Here is a 19,944-nt window from a genome sequence, read left to right on the forward strand (position 1 = left end):
AGCAGCGGCCACGGGATCAGCGCGCTCCGAGGAGGTGCTCGATGAAGAGCTGCTGGAGCTTCACGAAGCCGAAGCCCTTGCCGCCGAAGTAGGCATCGGCGTCGAATTCCTCATAGGCGGACTTGTCCGCACGCAACTGCTCGTAGCCTTCGCCTGGGTTCAGGGTAGGCTCGTTGATTTCAGCCACGCGGGACGCCTGGAGGGCTTCCTGGACCTCGGGGTCGGCACGGAATGCCTTGGCTCGCTCCTTGAGCAGCAAGTAGGTCTGCATGTTCGCGGCCGCAGAGTCCCACACGCCGTCGATGTCCTCGGTGCGGCTGGGCTTGTAGTCGAAGTGGCGCGGGCCCTGGTAGGACGGGCCGCCGTCGGGTCCGCCGTTTTCGAGCAGGTCCACCAAGGAGAAGGCGTTCTGCAGGTCACCGTGGCCGAACACCAGGTCCTGATCGAACTTGATGCTGCGCTGGCCGTTGAGGTCGATGTGGAAGAGCTTGCCCTGGTACAGGGCCTGGGCGATGCCGTGCGTGAAGTTCAAGCCCGCCATCTGCTCGTGGCCGGTTTCGGGGTTGATGCCCACGAGCTCCGGACGTTCCAGGGTTTCGATGAACGCCAGGGCGTGGCCCAAGGTGGGGAGCAGGATGTCCCCGCGGGGTTCGTTCGGCTTCGGTTCGATCGCGAAGCGGATGTTGTAGCCCTTGTCCGTGACGTAGTCGCCCAATAGGTTGACGGCCTCGCGATAGCGCTCCAGCGCGCCGCGGATGTCCTTGGCGGCGTCGTATTCGCTGCCTTCACGGCCGCCCCACATGACGAAGGTTTCGGCGCCCAGTTCAGCAGCGAGATCGATGTTGTCCAGCACCTTGCGCAAGGCGAAGCGGCGGACGCCGCGGTCATTGCTCGTAAAACCGCCGTCCTTGAAGACGGGGTGGCTGAACAGGTTGGTGGTGACCATGGGGACGATCATCCCTGTGGCCTTGAGCGCTCCCTGCAACCGGTCGATTTCGCGCTGGCGATCGGCAGCCGAGCAGCCGAAGGGGAACAGGTCGTTGTCGTGGAAAGTGATCCCGTAAGCGCCAAGATCGCTGAGCCGGTTGATGGCTTCCACGGTGTCCAGGGGAGGGCGGGTGGCTAAACCGAATTGGTCCTGCGCCTCCCATCCCACGGTCCAAAGGCCGAACGAGAACTTGTCTTCACGGGTGGGCTGAATCGTCATTGAGTGCTCCGGGTAGTCGATGTGGAGTTTGTTTCGCTATCCAACATATTACGAATCCCTGTGATGTCAACCACTTGGAGTTAACAAGATTTTTCATCCAGCTAACGGATTGTTCGCAAAAGATCTAGCGCGGCGGCTAACAAGCCGTTATGTTGTTGTGGACATCAAATAAGGCCGCAGAGCCCTCTAACGAAGGATTCAACCGTGACTGATCAGCTGGTGGCGGAACGCAACTGGGCAGGAAACTACAGCTACCAGGCACCGCAACTCGCCCATCCCACGAGCGTGGAGGAGCTCCAGGGGCTCGTGGCAGGCGCCAAGAAGATCCGCGCGCTCGGGTCCCGCCATTCCTTCAACTCCATCGCGGACACGGCCGGTACCCTCGTGGTGCTGGACCGTCTGGATCCTGGCATCAGTGTGGATGCGGCGAACATGACCGTCACAGTGAGCGGTGGTACGCGTTACGGGACACTCGCGGCAGAGCTCCAGCGCCAGGGTTTCGCCCTCCACAACCTCGCATCGCTCCCCCACATTTCGGTGGCAGGAGCTGTCGCCACTGCCACGCACGGTTCCGGTGACGCCAACGGCAACCTGGCCACCGCCGTCGCGGGCCTTGAACTGGTCATAGCGGACGGCAGCATTCTCAGCGTGCGCCGCGGCGACCCCGGCTTTGACGGCATGGTGGTGGGACTCGGCGCTCTCGGCATCGTCACCAGACTGACGCTGGACATCCAGCCAAGCTTCGACGTCGCCCAGAGCGTCTTCGAAAACCTCAACTGGGATCTCGTCCTGGAAAACTTCGACCAGATAACCTCCTCCGCGTATAGCGTCAGCCTGTTCACTGACTGGAGCGGAGAGACCGTAGGCCAGGCTTGGCTCAAGAGGCGCAGCGGCGATCCGGCACCGGAAACATCGGACTTCTTCGGTGGCACCCCGGCAACGGAAGCCCGGCACCCCCTTCCCGGAGTGTCTGGCAGTAACTGCACGCAGCAGCTCGGGATTGCCGGGCCGTGGTCCGACCGGCTGGCCCATTTCAGGATGGAATTCACCCCGAGCCAAGGCGACGAGCTGCAGAGTGAGTACCTCATCCCCCGTGAACACGCCGTGGACGCCCTCCGCACGATGCGCAGGCTCTCCGACGTCGTGACTCCGCTGCTGCTGATTGGCGAAATCCGCACGGTGGCGGCCGACCAGCTCTGGCTGAGTGCCAACTACGGCCGCGACGGCATCGGCTTGCACTTCACGTGGCGCCAGGACCAGCCGGCGGTCGAAGCCATCCTGCCTCTGCTTGAGGCGGAGCTGGCTCCGTTCGCGGCGAGGCCGCACTGGGGCAAGCTGTTCGACGCCGGTGCTGCCGCCGTCGCCCCTTTGTACCCTCGCTTCGGCGACTTCATCGCCCTGGCTGAGCGCCTGGATCCTTCCGGAAAGTTCCGCAACGACTTCCTGGACCGAACGGTGTTTGGGAGCTGATATTGTCGCGATGATGCCCTCGCCCACCCCACATCCCGTCACCGCAAGCGAGCCCGATCCTTCGCGGCGAAACAACCTGGCCCTGCTGACCTCCCTTGTCCATCACAACGGTGTACTCAGCCGCGCCCAGCTGACCAAACGCACAGGCTTGAACCGGTCGACGGTAGGGACGCTGATAGGGCAACTCGTGAACTTGGATGTGGTGTATGAGACGGCGCCTTCCGGTGAAGCCCAAGTGGGCAGGCCCAGCCCGATCGTCCATCCGCGGCCATCCATAGCCGCCCTTGCGGTCAACCCGGAGATCGACGCCGTCACCATCGGTCTTGTCGGCCTCGGGGGAAAGGTCCAGAAGAAGATCCGTTTCGACACCGAACGGATCCCGACGGCCAAAGAAGCCGTGAACATCGCCGCCGCAGTGATCGCCGGAATGCGGTCCGAGCTCGACACTTCGTACCGGGTCATGGGCGTGGGCATCGCGGTGCCCGGGCTCGTCAACCGCGACGACGGCGTGGTCCGGCACGCCCCGCATCTGGGCTGGCGCGATGAACCCATAGCCCGAATGCTCGGCGAAGCCACCGGATACCCGTGCCACGCGGCCAACGACGCATCGCTCGGCGCTGAGGGCGAACTCCTCTTCGGCGCCGGTGCGGGCCGGAAGAACCTGATCTTCCTCAACGGCGGCGCCAGCGGCATCGGCGGCGGAATCATCGCTGACGGGGAATTGCTGCGCGGAGCTTCCGGCTACGCCGGGGAACTTGGACACACGTTTGTCCGCTCGTCCGGCAAACCTTGCCACTGCGGCGCCGCGGGCTGCCTTGAAACCGAAGTCTCCCAGTCGCCCCTTTTTGAATTGGCCGGGATCGGCGGCGGCGATGCGGGCCAACTCGAGCAGGCGCTCCGCGCGAGCAGCAGCGATGCCGTGGCCGCCGAAGTGGCACGCCAGCTTGAGTATCTTGGCGTCGCCTTGCGGAATGCGGTGAACATTTTCAATCCGGAAGCGATCGTCCTGGATGGCTTCCTCGGCGTCTTGCACGCCCTGTCTCCAGGGACATTGGACAGCTCGCTCCGCTCGCAGGCGATGGACGGCCCGGCAGGCCAGGTGAAGATCTACCGGGCTGCCCTCGGCTCGGATCTGATGATGATAGGAGCGGCGGAACTCGCCTTCGCGCAGTTCCTTGCGGACCCTGCCGGTACCTTAGGTGCACTTCCTCTTCGTAAGGTCGACTATGTCCACTGACAGTTCGCCCATGGGCGAACACTTCGAACTCACGGCCAGCATCGGCGGCCGCTACCAGCGCGCGGTGCTGACGGAAGTCGCCGCGAGCCTGCGGGAGCTCGACGTCGACGGCGTAGCGCTGGTCCAGGACTATCCCGTCGATGCCCAACCGCCATGGTGCGCGGGCTGGGTCCTGGTCCCGTGGCCCAACCGGGTGGCTGGCGGTACGTGGAGCTACGACGGCGTCGCCCAACAACTGGACATCACCGAACCGGGCAACGGCAATGCCTTGCACGGATTGCTGACGCACACTCCGTATAGCGTCAGTGCCCGGACCGCTGACAGCATCACGCTCGACGCCGGCATCTCGCCGCAGTCGGGGTACCCGTTCGAGTTGTCTACGTCGGTCCGTTATCAACTCCTGGAGGACGGGCTGCTTGTCACGCACCGACTGGACAACAAGGGCCACCGGTCCGCGCCCGTCGCGCTGGGTGCACATCCTTTCCTCCGCCTTGGGAGCGTGCCGACGGAAGAACTCACGCTCTACATCAACGCCGATACCCACATTGAAGTGGACGACCGCCTGAACCCCAGCGGAATCACCACGGACGTCAGCGGAACCAGGAACGACTTCCGTGCCGGACAGCTGGTGGGCGCCGTTGACCTCGACGACGCGTGGGGCAATGTCCGCCGCGAGGACGATGGATGTTCACTGCACTATCTTGAAGCGCCCGACGGCAGCCAAGTCCAGATGTTCATGGATGCTTCCTTCGGCTACGTCCAAGCGTTTACCACCACGGAGTTCGCAGCCGACGGCGGCATGGTGACCGCCGTCGCGGTTGAACCGATGACGGCTCCCGCCGACGCCTTCAACAGTGGCGAAGGCCTGCGTTGGCTGGAACCCGGGGAGGTCTGGGAAGCCAGTTGGGGCATCCGGTACCTGACGACGCGCAAACTGCTCGGTGACACAGAAAAGGCCTGACTACTTCGCCCCCGGCCACCCCGTGTACGACTCCGCCATGTATGCCCGCGCGTGGCGCGAGGAGACCACGGAGTGGAGCTCGCCGAGCTGGCGGGCCCGGCCGAAGTCGTCCGAACCGGGGACAGTGTGCAGCATGGACGTCATCCAGTAGGAGAAATGCTGGGCCTTCCAAACCCGCTCGAGAGCGCGGTCGCTGTAGGACTCGAGAAGCGCGTTGGAACCGTTCGAGTAGTAGGATTCGAGGCCTTCGAAGAGCACTTTGACGTCATGGAGGGCCAAATTGAGGCCCTTGGCACCGGTCGGCGGGACGGTGTGGGCGGCGTCGCCGGCTAGGAACAGGTTCCCGTGGCGCATGGGCGTGTGGACGAAGCTGCGGAACGGCAGGACCATCTTCTCGAGGACGGGCCCCTCCTTGAGCTCAAAGCCGTTTCCGTTGACGCGTTTGCGGAATTCGGACCAAACGCGCTCGTCGTCCCAGTCGGCCACGTTTTCCTTGGGGTCGCACTGGAAGTACATGCGCTGCACGTTCTCCGTGCGCTGGCTGATCAGGGCGAAGCCGTTCTCGGAGTTGGCGTAGATCAGTTCATCCGAGCTTCGCGGAGCCTGGGCGAGGATGCCGAACCACGCGAAGGGGTATTCGTGGAAGTACCACTTGCGGTTGGCCTCGGGGATCTGGAAGCGGCAGTGGCTGCGGGAACCATCGGCGCCCACCAGGAAGTCCGCCTGGATTTCGAATTCCTGGCCCTCGGCATCGGTGAACCAGACCTTCGGTTTGCCTTCGAGGTCGTGGATGGTGGTATCCGTGACGCTGTACCGGACGTCGCCGCCGTCGTCCTTTCGCCGTGCGGCGAGGTCGAGGAAGACGTCAGTTTGCGGGTAGAGCCACACCGATTCCCCCACGAGCTCTTTGAAGTCGATCCTGTGGCTTTCGCCGTTGAAGCGCAGTTCGATCCCGTCATGCCGGTCGCCGTCGCGCAGCACCCGGTCCGAAACCCCGCTTTCCACGAGCAGGGCCACGGAGCCGTGTTCGAGGATGCCCGCACGGACGGTTTCGGCGATCCGCTGATGGCTGCGGACCTCGACCACCGTGGATTCGATCCCCGATGTGGCCAGCAGATGGGAGAGCATGAGGCCGGCCGGGCCCGCGCCTATGATGGCCACTTGGGTGGTGATGATCTTGCGTGCCAAAGTGTTCCTCGCTTCATTGCGGAACCGCGCCTGAAGGGCTGCGGAGGTTCTGCTGATCAGTGTGACCCGCACCGCAGGTTCGGCGTTAGATCAATTCCGTTGAACGGAAACGTTTAGGCGCTTCGCTGCTCCCCGAGCTGGCGGGCGATGCCGCGGGCCGCCGTCTGCAGCGCCGGCACCAGGGCCTGCAGGCGCATTTCAGCGAGGGGAACCACGACGCCGAGCGCAGCTATCGCGCGCCGCTTGCCGTCCGTGACCGGCACCGCGATGCCCCATGTGTCGGGATCCACCACGCCCGCGAGCTGCGCGTACCCTTGCTGGGCGGTTTCGGCCAAAAGGTGGCGGACGACGTCGGCCGTCACCTTGCCGGCCGGGTCACTGAACTGTTTGAGGTACTCGGCCTGCTGTTCCCGCGGCTGGCCTGCCATCAGGGCCAACCCGGCCGAAGAGATGTGAACCGGCATGCGGCCGGCAACGCGGGCGCGGTTGGCCACGGATCCCCTGCGGGACAGCCGCTCCACGAACAACGCCTCCCAACCATCGAGCACGGCAAGGTTCACGTTCTGGTTCAGGACCTGCTGGATGTCCTCCATGAACGGCAGTGCCGCTTGCCGGAGGGCCAGAGTGGGCGAATTCCGATTGACCAGCTCCCACAACCTCAGGCCCAATCGGACATTTCCGCCAACGCCGAGTTCAAGAAGTCCGTGTTCGGCTAGCTGCCGGACCAGGCGATGGGCGCTTGAGAGGGGCAAGCCAGCGGTCTCCGCAAGTTCGGAGAGGCGCAATGATGTGGCGTCCTCGGGGAAGGCCTCGATGATCCGGACGATGCGATCCACCACTGAATCACCGGACGCCGAGTTAGCCAATGCGCTTTCCTCCCTTCCCGCGGATTCCATTGAATGGTAGGCTCAAGTTTACTGCGGTTCGGCGGGATCCGCCGAGGCATCCTTGAGTTCCCGCCGCGAGATCTCCAAGCCGATCGCGTCGTAGTGCGCCAGCACTACCGGAGAGGCCGATGTACTGGGCTCATCCAGCAGGCCAAAGGCGAAATCACTGGCGGCCAGAAGTTCTTCATCGGAGCACTTGTCCAGCGGTTGGAATCCCGCCGCATCGATCGAGGCTCCGAATTCGCCCGTAATCTCGAACGATTTCGATCCCGTTGCGGCCCCGAGCGGGAGGCTGGCAGGCTTGTCCGTAAATTCCAGGGAAACTCCGGATCCGCTGACGAGGCCAACTTCCGTGGTTCCGCCGTCGATCGCATTGAGGTCGTTGCGGAGTCCGGCCAGGGCCTGCGACTCGACGATCGCGGCGCGGGAAAAGCCCACTCTGATGTGGGAGGTGACGCCCATTCGCCGAATCCGGCGAACGATGTGAACGAGCGCGGGCCTCGAATCTTGATTCAGGCTCCCCCGCACGTCGATTTCGACTGCGTCGGTGGAAACATCGAATTTTACGAGGGCGTGCAATCTGCGGTCCATAGGTACTCCAAAAGAGGTGTCTATGGCCGACGGCTCAACCTTGAGAAGCCTATCCCCTGGAATCCCCGTTGTACACCCGCCGCGTTGGGCGATCAGAGGGCTGGAGTCATCCCGCCCGGCTGCGGCCCGGCTCCTGGGCCGGCTCTTCGAAGTGGGTCAGGGTGCCCGCTGCGTCAACGGAATCCACCAAGGACTTGGCGACGTCGCGCAATTTCATGTTGCGATTGCTCGATGCCTCCGTCAGGATCCGGACGGCGTCCTCCTGGCTGCGGCGGCTTTGTGCCATGACAATTCCGACTGCTACGTCAATGACTGTGCGGGACTCCATGGCCGCGCGGAGATTCTTTGCACTGTCCGCATGGAGGGCGAATCTGATGGCAAGGCGCAGCGCCTGCGATACTTCACGTGTGTATCCGCGGGCCCGGTCTGCGGCCCTTTCGTTGAACTTGTAAGGAGCTTCGGAGTAGAGGTTGAGCGCCGCTTTGGCCTCTCCCTCCAGGTTGAAAGGCAACGACAACACCGACCTCAGCCCGTGCGACGCAACGGCATTCGCATAGTCAGGGCCCCAGCGGTTCTCCTCAAGAAGATCCGGGACGTGGACTTCCCGTTCCTCTTCGGCAGCCGTCAAGCATGGCCCCTGGGCCAAGGAATACTGGATCTCGTCCACTTCGCGCGCCGCATCACTGCTCCAACCAATAGTCAGCGCCTTCCGCTCGCGCAGCAGCGTGATCCCGCACAGCGCATCATCGCCGTCACCCGCCATCTGGTGCGCCGAAAACCGGGCCAGCTCGTTGAGGAAGTCCTCGAAATCAGCACTCTCCAGGATCAGGTTCTGGATTCGCTCGATGGTGGTCGGAGTGGAATCTGCAGGAAGCATGGCACGTTCTCCCGGTAAATATGCTGATTGGGGCATGTGGAAATAATAAGTCCCTTTACATAAGGTCCCACACGGTTGGCATTTGGGAAACGCCTAGCCCGAAGTGAGTTCCTGGACCCGGGACCATGCCGCGGGCGCCAATATCACCGCGACGCCGACGGCGGCCCCGATCACCGTCTCGACGATGCGGTCCCGCAGCAAGAGCCCGGGCGGGACGTTGGCCACCAGCAGAGTGGAAATGAGTGCGAGCGGGGTGACGAATATCTGTGCAACAAGATATTGGCGCGCGATGAACAGCTCAGCCCCGAACTGGCATACGGCAATCACCAACACCATCTGCCACGGCGCCGGGCCGAGCCAGAGAATTCCGGCCAACACCAGCAACCCGAACAGGGTCCCAACGATCCGTTGGATTCCGCGTTGCACCCGATGCCGGGTGCTGCGCCCCACCAAAGGAACCACTGCCGCCACCATGGCCCAATAGCCGTGTCCGAACCCGAGCCATTGCCCAGCCAAGGTGGCAAGCGTTCCGGCGAGCCCGGCCGCCACGAAGTAGCCTAAGCCTTCAAGCCAGGCCGCCCGGATTTCCTGCGGCAATAAGCGGTCCGCCGGCGGTCGCTTCCAGGGCGTCCGGTGGCTCGGGACTACCCGTGCTGACATTCCGATGAGCAACGCCAACACAGCGGTCAAAACAGCGGCCAGCATCCCTTCCCAGAGCGGCGGCTGCTGAGGCACGGAGGCGATCGCGGCGAAAGCGAAAATATGGAAGAGCGAACCTGCCGGGCGAAGCCTCCAAAGCGCAGTAACCACGGAGCAAAATGCGGCAACCAACGTGGTGCCAAGCGTGAGGATCCACACGTACGCGCCAGAGCCCTGTCCAAACCTGGCGGTCAGTGTGGCGAGCAGGATGATGCCCAGGAGCAGCGAACCGGCCCGGAGCTGGCTTCGAAAACGGTGGCGGTGGGGCTCGTTGCGGCCATAGATATTCGTGAACGCGGCAAAGCTGGCGAAAACCACAAGGTCCAGCCGTCCGAACAGCACGAGGGTGATCAACGGCAGGAAGACGCCCGCTGCGCAGCGCACAGCCGGGTGATGGTCCTTGTTCCCGGGACCGATCCTGAACATCTCTGCCAGGGCGTTCAACGGATTGCCTGCCTCTGCTTGCTTCTTTTGAGCGCTGTAGTGCTCAACTAATACTGCCCGACGGCGGCATTGGCATCCGTTACGAGCTTACGTCGGGCGGCTCAAGGTAGACCGATCAGCTTCCGTTGAATGGAAAGAGGATGCCGGTCCCGACGGGCCGTTGGTTCCGACACGCTGGCCGGACCCAACGGCCCAAAAGAGAGCCTCAGCTGAGGTTCGCGACGCCGGGGTAAAGCGGGTGCGCGGCGGCGAGTGCCTCCACGCGGTGACGCAGGCCGGAGAGGTCCGCGCCGGCGTCGGCGATCAGTGCCTCGGCGATGATGTCCGCAACCTCGCGGAACGCCGCTTCACCGAAACCGCGGGTGGCCAGTGCCGGGGTGCCGATCCGCAGGCCGGAGGTGACCATCGGCGGGCGCGGGTCGAAGGGAACCGCGTTGCGGTTCACGGTGATCTCGATCGCTGCGAGGCGGTCTTCGGCCTGCTGGCCGTCGAGTTCGCAGTGGCGCAGGTCCACGAGCACCAGGTGCACGTCGGTGCCGCCGGAAATCACGGAGATCCCCTTGGCCGTGACGTCGTCCTGGACGAGGCGTTCGGCCAGGATCCGGGCACCGGCCAGCACACGCTCCTGGCGTTCCTTGAACTCTTCCGAGCCGGCGATCTTGAAGGCCACGGCCTTGCCGGCGATCACGTGCTCCAACGGGCCGCCCTGCTGGCCCGGGAAGACCGCGGAGTTGATCTTCTTGGCGATGTCGGCATCGTTGGAAAGGATGATCCCCCCGCGCGGACCCGCGAGGGTCTTGTGCGTCGTCGAGGTCGTCACGTGCGCGTGCGGGACCGGGGACGGGTGCAGCCCCGCGGCCACGAGGCCGGCGAAGTGCGCCATGTCCACCATGAGGTACGCGCCCACCAGGTCCGCGATCCGCCGGAACTCCGCGAAGTCCAGCTGCCGCGCATAGGCGGACCAGCCCGCCACGATCAGTGCCGGCTTGTGCTCCAGCGCCAGGCGCTCCACCTCGGCCATGTCGATCCGGTGGTCCTCTTCACGGACCTGGTACGGGATGACGTTGTACAGGCGGCCGGAGAAGTTGATCCGCATGCCGTGGGTCAGGTGACCGCCGTGGGCCAGGTTCAAGCCCATGATGGTGTCGCCCGGCTTGATCAGGGCGTGCATCACCGAGGCGTTCGCCTGCGCGCCGGAGTGCGGCTGCACGTTCGCGTACCCGGCACCGAAGAGGGCCTTCACCCGGTCGATCGCGAGCTGCTCGATGACGTCCACGTGCTCGCAGCCACCGTAGTAGCGCTTTCCCGGGTAGCCCTCGGCATACTTGTTCGTCAGCACCGAGCCCTGCGCCTGCATCACGGCCACCGCGGTGTGGTTCTCGGAGGCGATCATTTCCAGGCCCGACCGCTGGCGGTTCAGCTCATCGTCGATCTTCGCCGCGATCTCCGGATCCAGCACGGACAACACCGCGTCCAGGGACGGCGAAACGACCTGCTCGAACACAATGTTCTCGGTGCCCGCGGCCCCGGTCGCGGCGCTCACAGCTCGCCACCGTTCTTGGAAGCGTATTCCTCGGCGGAAAGCAGCGGACCGTCGGACTCGGCGGACACCTTGAAGAGCCAGCCCGCACCATACGGATCGTTGTTGATCAGCGCAGGATCGTCGACGACGGCGGAGTTCACTTCCGTGACCTCCCCCGTCACCGGGGAGTACAGGTCAGAGACGGACTTGGTGGACTCCACCTCGCCGCAGGTCTCCCCCGCAGTCACAGCGGAACCGACCTCGGGCAAGTCAACATACACGATGTCGCCGAGGGCATCGGTGGCCACGGCCGAGATACCGACAGACACAAGATTGCCGGCTTCGCGGGCAACCCACTCGTGCTCGTCGGAGTACTGGAGTTCAGGTGCAACTTTTGCCATGTTTTTTCCTTTGCGTTGGTCTAAGAAAACAGTTGTGGTCAGGTTACGCGGCGGGGGCCGCCATCCTCTGCGTGCTGCTCCTTCGTCGCTTTGACGCACGCTGCCGGATGCCGCTCCCCCACCGCTAGAGGCTTGTTCAGTTTTCGGGGCTCACCGTTCCGGAAAAGAACGCTGGCCCTTCGGGATTCAGTTATGGGCCCGTGGTTCCCGTGGGCCTCACCCTCGGCAGGTAGCTCATCCTCCATAAGCTAAACCGGAGGTGAGCTGAGCCGCAGGTGAGATGCAGGGCCCCATCGGGTGCCGGCATCCGGCAGCATGCGTCTAAGGGAGCGACACGTCCGCTCAGCGGGCGTCTTCGCGACCGAGCATGCAGAGGATGTCGGACCCGACGGGCTAAACGCAACCACGGTCACGCAACCCACCGGGAGCGTCACGTCCGCCCAGCGGGCGTCTTCGCGACCGAGCACGCGGAGGATTCTTCCGTCCCGCGGCTCCCAGCCACCCACCGAAGCCGACGGGCTTAAGGCGACACGGCCTACTTAACCCGCTTATAGAACGGCAGTGCGACAACCTCGAACGGTTCAGCCTTGCCGCGCAGGTCTACGTCCAGGGCCGTGCCTGGCTCGGCGTGTTCGACGTCGACATAGGCCAACGCCACGGGGTAGCCGAGGGTGGGGCTGGGCTGGCCGGAGGTGACTTCGCCGACCACTACGCCGTCCTTGAGGACCGGGTAGTGGCTGCGGCCGGCGCGGCGGCCCAGGCCCTTGAGGCCAACCAGCTTGCGGCCGCTGGTGGATCCGGCGCCCTCAGCCTTCAGGGCTTCGAGGGCGGCGCGGCCTACGAAGTCGCTTTCCTTGGCGAGCGAGACGACCGGGCCCAGGCCCGCCGAGAAGGGGTTGCCTTCGCGGGAGAGCTCGTTGCCGTAGAGCGGCATGCCGGCTTCGAGACGCAGGGAGTCACGCGAGGCCAGGCCGGCGGGGATCAGCTCGCCGTCTTGGGCAACTGCCGCGATTGCTTGCCACAGGGCGGCGGCGGCATCGTTGTCCACGAAGATTTCGAAGCCGTCCTCACCGGTGTAACCGGTGCGGGCGAGGAGCAGTTCCGTGATGCTCCCGGCAAAGGTGAAGGGCACCTCGACGGCGGCGTAGTACTTCAGCTCGGTGACCAGGGCGTGCTGTTCCGCCGGGACCAAACGCAGGAGGATTTCTTCCGCCTTGGGACCCTGGACGGCGATCAGCGAGGTCGCTGCGGAGGCGTCCTCGACGACGACGTCGAAGTTGGCAGCCCGCTGCGCCAGTGCCTCGGCAACAACCTTGGCGTTGCCGGCGTTTGGAACCACCAGGAACTTGGAATCGCCACGACGGTACGTGATGAGGTCATCGATGATGCCGCCGTCTTCCTGGCAGATCAGCGAGTACTTGGCCTTGCCAATCGACATCGCGGAGATCTTGCCCACCAGTGCGTAGTCCAGGAAAGCGGCCGCGTCCGGGCCGCTGACCCAGACTTCGCCCATGTGGGAAAGGTCGAACAGGCCTGCGGACTGGCGGACGGCGTGGTGCTCGGCCAGTTCGGAGGAGTACTTCAGGGGCATCTGCCAGCCACCGAAATCGGTGAAGGAAGCGCCGAGCTTCTTGTGCTCTTCGTAGAGCGCAGTGTAGTTCTCAGTCATCGTGAGGAGTCCTTTAGTTCTCGAAGGCTTCGATCGGAGGGCAGGAGCAGACCAGGTTGCGGTCGCCCGCGGCGCCGTCGATGCGGCCGACGGGCGGGAAGTACTTGTCCTGCTTGAGGTGGTGGACAGGGAAGACGGCCTGCTCGCGGGAGTACTCACGGTTCCAGTCCGAGGAGACGACGGCGGCCGCGGTGTGCGGTGCGTGGCGCAGCGGGCTGTTCTCCACCGTGAAGTCGCCGTTCGCGACCTGGTCGATTTCCTTGCGGATGGTGATCATGGCTTCGATGAATCGGTCGATCTCCCCGAGGTCCTCGGATTCGGTGGGCTCCACCATGAGGGTGCCCGCCACCGGGAACGCCAGGGTGGGAGCGTGGAAACCGTAGTCGATGAGGCGCTTGGCCACGTCCTCAGCAGTAACGCCGGTGCGAGCCGTCAGTTCGCGCAGGTCCAGGATGCACTCGTGGGCCACGAGCCCGCCTTCACCGGTGTAGAGAACGGGGAAGTACTCGTTGAGGCGCGAGGCGATGTAGTTCGCGGCAAGCAGCGCGGACTTGGTGGCCTCGGTCAGGCCTTCGCCGCCCATGAGCTTCACGTAGGCCCAGGAAATCGGCAGGACGCCGGCGGAGCCGTAACGCGAGGCGGAGATGGCCACGCCAGTCCCTGGCAAAGAAGCGCCGTCTTCGTGTGCTGCCTTGTTCGCATCGCCGGGCATGAAGGGTGCAAGGTGCGCCTTGGCCGCGACCGGGCCAACACCGGGTCCGCCGCCGCCGTGCGGGATGCAGAAGGTCTTGTGCAGGTTCAGGTGGGACACGTCGCCCCCGAACTTGCCCGGCTGGGCCAGGCCCACGAGCGCGTTGAGGTTGGCGCCGTCCACGTACACCTGGCCGCCGGCCGCGTGCACCGAGTCGCAGATTTCGCGGACGTCGGCGTCGTACACGCCGTGCGTGGACGGATAAGTGATCATGATGCAAGACAAAGCACGGCCGGTGGCGTCGATCTTGGCCTGCAGGTCCGCGTGGTCGATCGTGCCGTCGGCCGCGGTGGCCACCACGACCACTTTCATGCCGGCCAGCACTGCCGAGGCGGCGTTGGTGCCGTGGGCGGACGCCGGGATGAGGCAGACGTTGCGCTGGGCCTCGCCGCGGGAGTGGTGGTAGCCGCGGATGGCCAGCAGGCCCGCGAGTTCGCCCTGGGAACCGGCGTTGGGCTGGATGGAGACCTGGTCGTACCCGGTGATCTCCGTCAGGTCAGCTTCCAGATCTTCGATCAGTTCGCGCCAGCCCTCGGTCTGGGAATCCGGGGCGAAGGGGTGGATCGAGGCGAATTCCGGCCAGGAGATGGCTTCCATCTCGGCGGTGGCGTTCAGCTTCATGGTGCACGAACCCAGCGGGATCATGGTGCGGTCCAGCGCCAGGTCGCGGTCCGACAGCTTGCGGATATAGCGCAGCAGCTGGGTTTCAGAACGGTGCGTGTTGAACACCGGGTGCTGCAGGAAATCAGAACTGCGGACCACGGCCTCCGGCAACTCGAAGCCGGAAGCGGTCTTCAAGGGACCGGCGCCAAAGGCGACGGCCACTGCGGACAGCACTTCCGACGTCGTGGTTTCGTCAACGGAGACGCCCACAGTGTCGGCGTCGATGATCCGCAGATTGATGCCCCGCGCTTCGGCGGCGGCGATGACCTTCCCGGCCTTGCCGGGGACGCGGACGGTGACGGTGTCGAAGAAGCTGCGGTGCAGGACCTCAAGGCCCGCGGCCTTCAAGGACGCTGCCAGGGTGCGGGCGTGGTTGTGGGCCGTCTCGGCGATCGCCTTCAGGCCATCGGGGCCGTGGTAGACGGCGTACATCGAGGACACGATGGCCAACAGGGCCTGCGCGGTGCAGATGTTGGACGTCGCCTTCTCGCGGCGGATGTGCTGCTCGCGGGTCTGGAGGGCGAGGCGGTAGGCGGGAGTGCCGGCGTCGTCCTTGGAAACGCCCACCAAGCGGCCCGGCATCGAGCGCTCGAGGCCCTTCTGGACAGCCATGTACGCGGCGTGCGGGCCGCCGAAGAACAGCGGTACGCCAAAGCGCTGGGTGGAGCCGACGGCGATGTCGGCACCCTGCTCACCCGGAGGCGTGATCAGGGTGAGCGCGAGGAGGTCCGCCGCCACGGTGACGAGGGCGCCGCGTTCCTTGGCGGCGGCAATCACGGCGGAGTGGTCGAACACCCGGCCGGAAACGCCCGGCTGCTGCAGCACGATGCCGTTGATGTCGCCGTCGGGCAGGCCCTGGGACAGGTCAGCGATCTCCACCTCGAAGCCCAGCGCCTCGGCGCGGCCCTTCACGATGGCGATGGTCTGCGGGAGGCATTCGGCGTCGAGGACGGTCTTGCCCGCAGAGGCGGACTTGTTGGCCCTCCGCATGAGCAATACGGCCTCGGCGACGGCGGTGGCTTCGTCCAGCAGGGACGCGTTGGCCACCGGCAATGCCGTGAGGTCCTGGACCATGGTCTGGAAGTTCAGCAGGGCTTCGAGGCGGCCCTGGGAGATTTCCGGCTGGTAGGGCGTGTAGGCCGTGTACCAGGCCGGGGATTCGAGGATGTTGCGGCGGATCACCGGCGGAGTGACGGTGTCGTAATAGCCCTGGCCGATCATCTGCACGGCCGTCTTGTTCTTGGCCGCCAGCTTGCGAAGTTCAGCCAGGACTTCCACCTCGCTGAGGGCGTCGGTGCCGTGCTTGGACAGCCTAAGTGCAACATCCTGGCGGATGGAATCGGGGACAGCGACATCCACCAGGCCGTCAACGGAGTCGTAGCCGACAGCTTTGAGCATGATGCCAACATCGATTTGCCGTCGTGCGCCGATGTGTCGGTCTGCGAAAGCGGTGGGGGTTGATTGAACAGTCAAAAGGAACTCCAAGGTAGGGCCGACCGCAATGGCACGGCTTCGGTTTGGGTTCCTCCCCGCTCTGTATCGGACCTGAGAGATTCCGCAGGCTTGGTTGCCTGCTTGCACCGTCGGTGAGCCGGACCGAAGCCTGGCTGCTTTCCAGAGTTGCCTCGCCGCAGCGGTACGGGGGCCTGAGAGATTCCTGGGGAGGATTTGCTCCTACGGCGCCTGCCCGGTTGATGACTGGGAGGACTCTCCCGCCACGGTTCGAAAGGCATATTCAGATTTGGGGTGATTCGGCTCACACCATACACACAATGTCAACGCAGGGGCAACATCAGGTATCGGAAATAGCCGTCGGCAGAGGATCATCAGTCGAGGAGATCACGAAGCATAGCCGGAGTTGACATTCCTTGGTGACCTATCCCACACTGAGTCGGGCATCACCCAAACTGAATACGCTGATGATCTGCGGCGGGAGAGTCCTGCCGGTACATTCTGCAGTCGCCGTAGGAGCAAATCCTCCCCAGGAAACTCTCAGGCCCCCGTACCGCCGCGGCAAGGCAACTCTGGAAAGCAGCCCGGGAACTCCGGGCTCACCGACGGTGCAAAGCGGAACCATGCGAAAGCACGGGGCCGCGGAATCTCTCAGGTCCAATACAGAGCGGGGAGGAACCCGAATCATCGTGGCACGCTAATGCCACTTGAACGATGGAGTTCCTCATGACGATTCATCACCCGCCCGCCATAGCTAGTGAAACACCCCATCTTGATCGGCAGCTCAGCAACCGGCACATCCAGCTGATTGCGATCGGCGGCGCCATCGGCACAGGCCTCTTCATGGGTTCCGGAAAGACCATCTCCGCGGCCGGCCCGTCCGTGATCTTCGTGTACATGATCATCGGCTTCATGCTGTTCTTCGTCATGCGCGCCATGAGCGAACTGCTGCTGTCCAACCTGCACTACAAATCCTTCAGCGACTTTGCCGCAGACCTTCTGGGTCCGTGGGCAGGTTTCTTCACCGGCTGGACCTACTGGTTCTGCTGGGTGATCACCGGCATCGCGGACGTCATTGCCATTGCGGGCTACTCAAAGGAGCTCTGGCCGAGCCTCCCGCTGTGGATCCCGGGCCTGGCCACTATCGCGATCCTGCTGCTGCTGAACCTGACCACGGTGAAGGCCTTCGGCGAGACAGAATTCTGGTTCGCCCTCATCAAAATCATCGCGATTGCAGCACTGATCGTTGTAGGGCTGTTCATGATCTTCAGCGGGTTCCAGTCCGAGGCCGGACCGGCAAGCCTCACCAACCTCTGGAGCCACGGCGGCTTCTTCCCCCACGAATTCATGGGCTTCGTGGCCGGCTTCCAGATCGCGGTCTTCGCATTCGTGGGCATTGAGCTAGTGGGCACCACTGCGGCAGAGGCCAAGGACCCGGAGAAGAACCTGCCCAGAGCGATCAACTCCATCCCGGTGCGAGTGCTCCTGTTCTACGTGGGCGCCCTCATCATCCTGATGTCCGTCACTCCTTGGACCCAGTTCGCCGCCGGCCACAGCCCATTCATCGCCATGTTCTCCCTGGCTGGGCTCGGCGCAGCCGCCACCGTGGTCAACCTGGTGGTGCTGAGCTCGGCCATGTCCTCGGCCAACTCCGGCATCTACTCGACCTCGCGCATGGTGTACGGCCTAGCCCAGGAGGGCGACGCCCCGGCCCTTTTCAGCGGCCTGTCCCGGCGGAAGGTTCCCCGCAACGCCCTGTTCCTCTCCTGCGTGCTGCTGCTCTCCGGCGTCGTCCTGATGTACGCGGGACAGGACGTCGGCAAGGCCTTTGACATGGTCACCACCGTGTCGGCCGTCTGCTTCGTCTTCGTCTGGTCCATCATCCTGGCCAGCTACATCGCATTCCGTCGTCGTCGCCCGCAGCTGCACATCGCGTCCACGTTCAAGATGCCCGGCGGCATCGTGATGGTGTGGGTGGTCTTCGCGTTCTTCGCGTTTGTGCTCTGGACGCTGACCACCCAGTCGGACACGCTGACGGCACTGCTGGTCACGCCGGCCTGGTTCATCATGCTCGGTGTCGCGTGGTTCTTCCTGCGCCGCCGTCCAGCCCACCTGGCCCGCTACGCGAGGTTCCAGGACGAGCTCCAGTCGGACCAGGATGCCGCAGACGTGCCCCTCCGCGCGGGCGCCTAGGCGGACAATGACAACCACCTCTGCGGGGTGGGGGTTCACTTATGCATGGCCTCATGTATCTGGAGCGCAAACCAAAGCTGGGCCAACGTGGATGTTTCGGTCATGTCGAGCCCCGTCAACTCGCTGATTTTCCGGATGCGGTAAATGATGGTTTGTCGATGGGCGAAGAGCGCCGCGGCAGTCTTTTGCCACGACCTCTGGGCGTCCAGGTAGGTTTTCAAAGTCACGATGAGATCGCCTTCCTGGCTCTGTTCATACGTGAAGATCGGGCCGAGCAGCCGCTGAACCAACGCCGCCCCCTCCTCGAAACTGGTGAGCCCCAGCCACGAGGGCCCCTCGGCGTAACGGGACAGGTTTACGGCATTGCCTTTCGCTGAACCGAGCGCCCACAGCGATTCCTGCAGTGCTCGTTGGATGCCACCCGCAGACGTAGGGGAGCTGATGCCAATCCGAACCTCGGGCCCTGCGCAGTGGATCAATACGTCATCGGCCACCGCTGCTGATATCGCCACATGAAGTGTGTTGAAACGCCTCAGGCAAGCGGCCTGAAGGCCGTGACGCCACAGTTCGACGTGAATGTTCGCCAGCCGCTCGCCGTCGTCGTCCCCTATCGAAACAACCACCAAATTCTGCGCCGGAACATCAAGAGCGGCGAGCCTGACCTCCAGTTCCGCGAGCCCGAGACGTCCATCGAACGCCTGCAAGAGGAATTCGCCCGCCAGGCGATGCCGGCCTTCCAAGGACAGGGCCGACCGTGAGAGTTCCAGCCCCAGCACCGTTGCCGCATGCAGAAGCACGACGGCGTCAGGGTGCGGATCGCTTTTCGGCAGCACCACCAGCACCGCATTGGCGTGGGTAGGGATGTCCATCATCAACACGTGCCGGTCCCGCAGCCGATGCCATTGGAACTTCTTCCCGGTCATGGGTATATGCCCCGTCAAGGGGGCCAATTCCGCCTCCAGGAAGTCCGGCAGAGGCTCACCATCCGGATGCCAGGGATGAAGACAGCGCCGGTCCACGACGAATAGATCCGCATCGAGCTCGGCCTCGAGGCCTTGGATAAGGCCCTGCCAATGGTCCCCGGATGTTCCCGCCGTACGGAGCAGGTCATAGACCCGGGCCGTCTGACGCAGCCGCCGTGATTCCTCCAACAAGGAGGCCTCGGCCACCGCTCGCGCGATAGCGATGAAGGGCAATGGATACGGAATGCTAATCAGCGGTAGCGGCAGCTGCTCGCAGGCCGCCAGAAACTCGGGCAACAACTCCGGGGCATGCATCTTTTCCCCGATGGCCAGGGCGCTGGCCCCTGCATCGACGAGCGCCTCGGCGAGCGCTACTTGGCCTTGGGCGTCGGACGGGATGGACAGGCCGTTGGTCATCATCAGTTCGCCGCCGGTGACCCATTCCCACAGCCTCGGCAGGTCAGAAGTGTGTGCCCAGGCGATTCGGTTGTGCTTGCCTGTGGATCCGGCCAAAAGCGTGAGTCCGAGCTGGGGTTCCGCCACGAGCTCAGCCACTGTAATCGCCATGAAATATGCTCCCAGCGCGTTGGTTTCCGGACTATTCAGGGCCCCTTAGACATATGTATAAGAGCCCCGGCCATTTGTAGTCAATCTACCGCTATACGCCGTGATGCACGTCACTAAGAATTGGATTACCTACTTCCCGCTCAACGGCGAGCACCCCATCCCAACACCGAAACGCTGCGGGCATCGCCGCCCGGCAGCACTGC

At 64.1% G+C, this 19,944-nt stretch carries 15 protein-coding genes and 4 riboswitches; of the genes, 4 read left to right on the top strand and 11 right to left on the bottom strand.

From position 1 onward, the window contains the following. Window positions 1–16: 16 nt before the first annotated feature. On the bottom strand, window positions 17–1,207 hold the full coding sequence (gene xylA / locus ACSKT0_RS23350; protein ID WP_437771849.1) for a xylose isomerase: 1,191 nt from the start codon (window positions 1,205–1,207) through the stop codon (window positions 17–19). A gap of 204 nt (window positions 1,208–1,411) precedes the next feature. On the opposite strand from xylA, the gene ACSKT0_RS23355 reads away from it, so the two are divergent. The 3 genes from ACSKT0_RS23355 to ACSKT0_RS23365 are packed head-to-tail and all read left to right on the top strand — an operon-like array spanning window position 1,412 to window position 4,875. Continuing rightward, window positions 1,412–2,677 carry an FAD-binding protein gene (locus ACSKT0_RS23355; RefSeq protein WP_437771850.1) on the top strand — a complete coding sequence of 422 codons (1,266 nt, stop codon included), beginning with the start codon at window positions 1,412–1,414 and terminating at the stop codon, window positions 2,675–2,677. A gap of 10 nt (window positions 2,678–2,687) precedes the next feature. Then, on the top strand, window positions 2,688–3,914 hold the full coding sequence (locus ACSKT0_RS23360) for an ROK family protein (protein ID WP_437771851.1): 1,227 nt from the start codon (window positions 2,688–2,690) through the stop codon (window positions 3,912–3,914). 10 nt (window positions 3,915–3,924) lie between these two features. Next, window positions 3,925–4,875, top strand: a complete 951-nt coding sequence (locus tag ACSKT0_RS23365; RefSeq protein ID WP_437771852.1) for an aldose 1-epimerase family protein — start codon at window positions 3,925–3,927, stop codon at window positions 4,873–4,875. Here the strand turns inward: ACSKT0_RS23365 and ACSKT0_RS23370 are convergent, their stop codons facing one another. The 9 genes from ACSKT0_RS23370 to gcvP all read right to left on the bottom strand — a co-directional run bounded on the left by ACSKT0_RS23370 (window position 4,876) and on the right by gcvP (window position 16,040). Continuing rightward, a complete protein-coding gene (locus ACSKT0_RS23370) occupies window positions 4,876–6,063 on the bottom strand; it encodes a 4-hydroxybenzoate 3-monooxygenase (protein ID WP_437771853.1) in 1,188 nt (395 codons plus the stop codon). Window positions 6,064–6,176: 113 nt separating this feature from the next. After that, window positions 6,177–6,929 (bottom strand): IclR family transcriptional regulator, encoded by a 753-nt coding sequence (locus ACSKT0_RS23375; RefSeq protein ID WP_437771854.1) that lies wholly within the window; start codon window positions 6,927–6,929, stop codon window positions 6,177–6,179. 48 nt (window positions 6,930–6,977) lie between these two features. Next, on the bottom strand, window positions 6,978–7,541 hold the full coding sequence (locus tag ACSKT0_RS23380; RefSeq protein WP_437771855.1) for a hypothetical protein: 564 nt from the start codon (window positions 7,539–7,541) through the stop codon (window positions 6,978–6,980). A gap of 106 nt (window positions 7,542–7,647) precedes the next feature. Further along, a complete protein-coding gene (locus ACSKT0_RS23385; protein WP_437774100.1) occupies window positions 7,648–8,418 on the bottom strand; it encodes a GAF and ANTAR domain-containing protein in 771 nt (256 codons plus the stop codon). Window positions 8,419–8,511: 93 nt separating this feature from the next. Further along, window positions 8,512–9,561: an FUSC family protein gene (locus ACSKT0_RS23390; RefSeq protein WP_437771856.1), complete on the bottom strand. Its 1,050-nt coding sequence runs from the start codon at window positions 9,559–9,561 to the stop codon at window positions 8,512–8,514. 205 nt (window positions 9,562–9,766) lie between these two features. Then, the gene (glyA, locus tag ACSKT0_RS23395; RefSeq protein WP_437771857.1) at window positions 9,767–11,104 is read right to left on the bottom strand and encodes a serine hydroxymethyltransferase; all 1,338 of its coding nucleotides are present in this window, start codon (window positions 11,102–11,104) and stop codon (window positions 9,767–9,769) included. Continuing rightward, entirely contained in the window at window positions 11,101–11,484 is a 384-nt protein-coding gene (gene gcvH, locus ACSKT0_RS23400) for a glycine cleavage system protein GcvH (protein WP_437771858.1), read from the bottom strand. Before gcvH ends, glyA begins: the two co-directional genes overlap by 4 nt. Window positions 11,485–12,019: 535 nt before the next feature. Further along, window positions 12,020–13,153 (bottom strand): glycine cleavage system aminomethyltransferase GcvT, encoded by a 1,134-nt coding sequence (gene gcvT, locus ACSKT0_RS23405; protein ID WP_437771859.1) that lies wholly within the window; start codon window positions 13,151–13,153, stop codon window positions 12,020–12,022. A 13-nt stretch (window positions 13,154–13,166) separates the two neighbouring features. Further along, window positions 13,167–16,040: an aminomethyl-transferring glycine dehydrogenase gene (gcvP, locus tag ACSKT0_RS23410; protein WP_437771860.1), complete on the bottom strand. Its 2,874-nt coding sequence runs from the start codon at window positions 16,038–16,040 to the stop codon at window positions 13,167–13,169. A 51-nt stretch (window positions 16,041–16,091) separates the two neighbouring features. Next, window positions 16,092–16,191: riboswitch (glycine riboswitch) on the bottom strand. Beyond that, window positions 16,192–16,292, bottom strand: a riboswitch (glycine riboswitch). Between the two features lie 195 nt (window positions 16,293–16,487). Beyond that, a riboswitch (glycine riboswitch) is annotated at window positions 16,488–16,585 on the top strand. Window position 16,586: 1 nt separating this feature from the next. Further along, window positions 16,587–16,695, top strand: a riboswitch (glycine riboswitch). Window positions 16,696–16,745: 50 nt separating this feature from the next. Between gcvP and cycA the strand changes: the two genes are divergently transcribed. After that, on the top strand, window positions 16,746–18,212 hold the full coding sequence (gene cycA / locus ACSKT0_RS23415) for a D-serine/D-alanine/glycine transporter (protein ID WP_437771861.1): 1,467 nt from the start codon (window positions 16,746–16,748) through the stop codon (window positions 18,210–18,212). Between the two features lie 35 nt (window positions 18,213–18,247). On the opposite strand, the gene ACSKT0_RS23420 is transcribed toward cycA, so the two are convergent. Next, window positions 18,248–19,741: a PucR family transcriptional regulator gene (locus tag ACSKT0_RS23420; protein WP_437771862.1), complete on the bottom strand. Its 1,494-nt coding sequence runs from the start codon at window positions 19,739–19,741 to the stop codon at window positions 18,248–18,250. Between the last annotated feature and the right edge of the window lie 203 nt (window positions 19,742–19,944).

This window comes from Arthrobacter sp. KNU40, assembly GCF_051515115.1.
Classification (GTDB): Bacteria; Actinomycetota; Actinomycetes; order Actinomycetales; family Micrococcaceae; genus Arthrobacter.